3 protein-coding genes are annotated in these 2,837 nt (G+C 75.7%); all 3 read left to right on the top strand.

Annotation, left to right across the window (positions count from 1 at the left end; genetic code table 11):
- Positions 1-898: nicotinate-nucleotide--dimethylbenzimidazole phosphoribosyltransferase (locus QZT59_RS06555; RefSeq protein ID WP_290813140.1), on the top strand; the 898-nt coding region annotated here is incomplete at its 5' end.
- 3 nt (positions 899-901) lie between these two features.
- Positions 902-1,915, top strand: coding sequence for a threonine-phosphate decarboxylase CobD (gene cobD, locus QZT59_RS06550; RefSeq protein WP_290813137.1), 1,014 nt, complete (start codon positions 902-904; stop codon positions 1,913-1,915).
- On the top strand, positions 1,912-2,772 hold the full coding sequence (locus tag QZT59_RS06545) for an adenosylcobinamide amidohydrolase (protein WP_290813134.1): 861 nt from the start codon (positions 1,912-1,914) through the stop codon (positions 2,770-2,772). Before cobD ends, QZT59_RS06545 begins: the two co-directional genes overlap by 4 nt.
- Positions 2,773-2,837 lie beyond the last annotated feature (65 nt).

Genomic DNA, 2,837 nt, shown 5'->3' with positions numbered 1-2,837 from the left:
GCCCGTCACGCCGGTGTCGCCGTCGGGTTGCGTGACGCCCGCCGCGGCGACGCGTGCCGTGCGCGAGGCCGTCGGCTTCCCGGTGACGGTGGTCGACGCCGGCCTCGCCGAGTCGACGGCCGCTCCGACGGTGGACCTGGACGCCGGTCCGGGCGCCGACATCCGCCGGCGTACGGCCGTCCCGACCGCGGCGGCCCTCTTCGAGCGCGCCCGCGAACTCGGCGCGACGCTACCCGACGAGTCGCTCCTCGTCGGCGAGACGATTCCCGGGGGAACGACCACCGCGCTGGCCGTGCTGACGGCGCTGGGTGAGCCCCTCGGCGTCTCCTCTTCGCTTCCCGACAATCCGATCGAGCGCAAGCGATCGATCGTCGAGGAGGCGCTGCGGACGAGCGGCCTGCGGTCGGGGGACTGCCTCGGCGCCCCAGTCGAAGCCGTGGCCTGCGTCGGCGATCCGGTCCAGGCGGTCGTCGCCGGGATCGCCGCCGGTGCGCTCGAGTCGGGCGCCGACGTGACCCTCGCCGGCGGCACCCAGCAGCTGGCGGTCGCGGCGCTGCTCCGCCACGCCGGCGTCGACGATCCGCTCGCGGTCGCGACGACGTCGTTCGTCGCCGACGATCCGAGCGCCGACCTCGCGGCGGCAGCCTCCCGGCTGGATCTGGAGTTGCGGGTGACCGACCCCGGCTTCGACGCGGGCGAGCGCGTCGCGATGGAGCGCTACTGCGCCGGCGAGGCCAAGGAGGGCGTCGCGATGGGCGGCGCGCTCTCGCTCGTCCCCGACGGTCGGATGGCGGCCGTCCGGGAGCGGTTCGTCGCCGTCTGCGAGCGCCTCGGGGCCGACGCGAACGGGGAGTCCGCTCCCGACCCGGAGCCGGCGGACGCGACGGGGGTGGAGTGACCGGTGGATCCCGCGGCCGTACGCGAGACCGGGCGCGTGCCCCACGGCGGGGACTCCGACCCGTCCGTCCTCGACTTCAGCGCGAACGTCAACCCGCGACGTCCCGACGGCGTCGGGGCCGTCTACCGCGACGCGCTCGACGCGGCGACTCGGTACCCGGACGACGAGTACCCGGCGTTCCGGCGGGCGGCGGCCGACTACGTCGGCTGCGAGGCGGACCACGTCGTCCCGACCGCGGGCGGGCTGGCGGCGATCAGGCTCGCGATCGAGGTGACGGTCGCGCCGGGCGAGGACGTGTTGCTACCCGCCCCCAGCTTCGGCGAGTACGCCCGCGAGGTCCGCCTGCAAGGCGGCGAACCGCGCTTTCGTCCCCACGACGAACTGTTCGCGGCGGATCCGGAGGGGTACGCGCTCGCGATCGTCTGCACGCCGAACAACCCGACGGGAGACGCCGTAGCGCCCGACGCTCTCGCCGCGTTCGCCCGCCGCTGTGCGGACGCGGGAACGACGCTCCTGGTCGACGAGGCGTTCCTGGGATACACAAACGTCCCGTCGGCCGCCACGTTGGATCTCGAGCACGTCGTCGCGGCGCGCTCGCTCACGAAGCTGTTCGGGCTGCCCGGTCTCCGGGCCGGCTTCGCGGTCGCGACGGGCGACCTCGGGGCGGCGTTGCAGACGGCCCGACCGGCGTGGAGCCTGGGGACGCCGGCGGCGCGCGTCGGCGCGCACTGCCTGCGAGACGACGCCTTCGTCCGCGAGAGCCGCGAGCGCGTTCGAGACGAACGGACGCGTCTCCGCGACGCACTCGCGGACGCCGGGTTCACCGTCGCCCCGTCGGACGCCCCCTTCCTCCTGCTCGAGTGCGTCGACCGGGACCCCAACGCGGTGCTCGCCGACGCCCGGCGCGAGGGGATCGCGATCCGCGACGCGCGGACGTTCCGCGGCCTCGAGAACCACCTCCGCGTCGCGGTGAAAGACCGCGCGGCGAACGATCGGCTGCTGGAGGCGCTGACGTGACGGGCGACGACGGTGCCGCGAACGCGTTCGAATCCACCCGCTCCGGGGGCGTCCTCCGCGTCTCGCGACCGGGAACCGAGTGGCTGCACACCGGCTGGGACGGCGGCCGACGGGTCGCCGACGCGGCGTACAACGTCTCCGTTCCCGAGGGGTGGCGCTGCGAGGAGCTCGCGCCCTACCTGGCGGACCGGCTCGCGGCGGCCGGGTTCGACGAGCCGGGACCGACGCTGTTGACCGGCGTGGGACTCCAGCACGCTCGCGGCGCCCGCTGCGGGCCGGTGACGGCGTTCGCGACCGCCGGCCTGTCGAATCCCGCGGCGCTTCCGTCGGAACCCTCGGGTGGCGCGCTGCCGGACGGCCGACTAGTCGCGGCGGGGTCGTCCGAGGCCGAGCCGCGAACGGCGACCGAAGACGGCGATCGCGGGGACTCCGTCGCGGATCCGCGCGACGATCCCCGGCCGCCCGGTGCGGGTTCGCCCGACGATCCCCGCCCGCCGGGGGCGGGCACGATCAACGTGATCGTCGGGACGGATCGCGCGCTCGCCGGCGGCGCCCTGGCCAACCTGGTCGCCGTCGCCGCGGAGGCGAAGGCCGCGACGACCCTCGCGGCGACGGGGTTCCCGGGGACGACCACCGACGCCGTCACCGTCGGGCACGATCCCGACGGCCCGCCGGTCGAGTTCTCCGGGAGCGCGACCCGCGTCGGCGCGGCGACGAGGGCGTGCGTGCGGGAGGCCGTCGCGGCATCGCTGGGTTCGCGGTACGCCGGCGAGGACTCGATCCCGAAGTCCGTCGCCGACGCGCGCTACGGCGTCTCGACGGACGTCCGCGCGGACGTGTTCCGGCCCGGCGAGTGAGGCGGACGTGTTCCGGCCCGGCGAGTGAGGCGGACGTGTTCCGGCCCGGCGAGTGAGGCGGACGT

Source organism: Halovivax sp., assembly GCA_007119345.1.
GTDB lineage: Archaea > Halobacteriota > Halobacteria > Halobacteriales > Natrialbaceae > Halovivax.
Note: the sequence above shows the minus strand (reverse complement) of the source record. Positions and strands in the feature narration are given on the sequence as shown.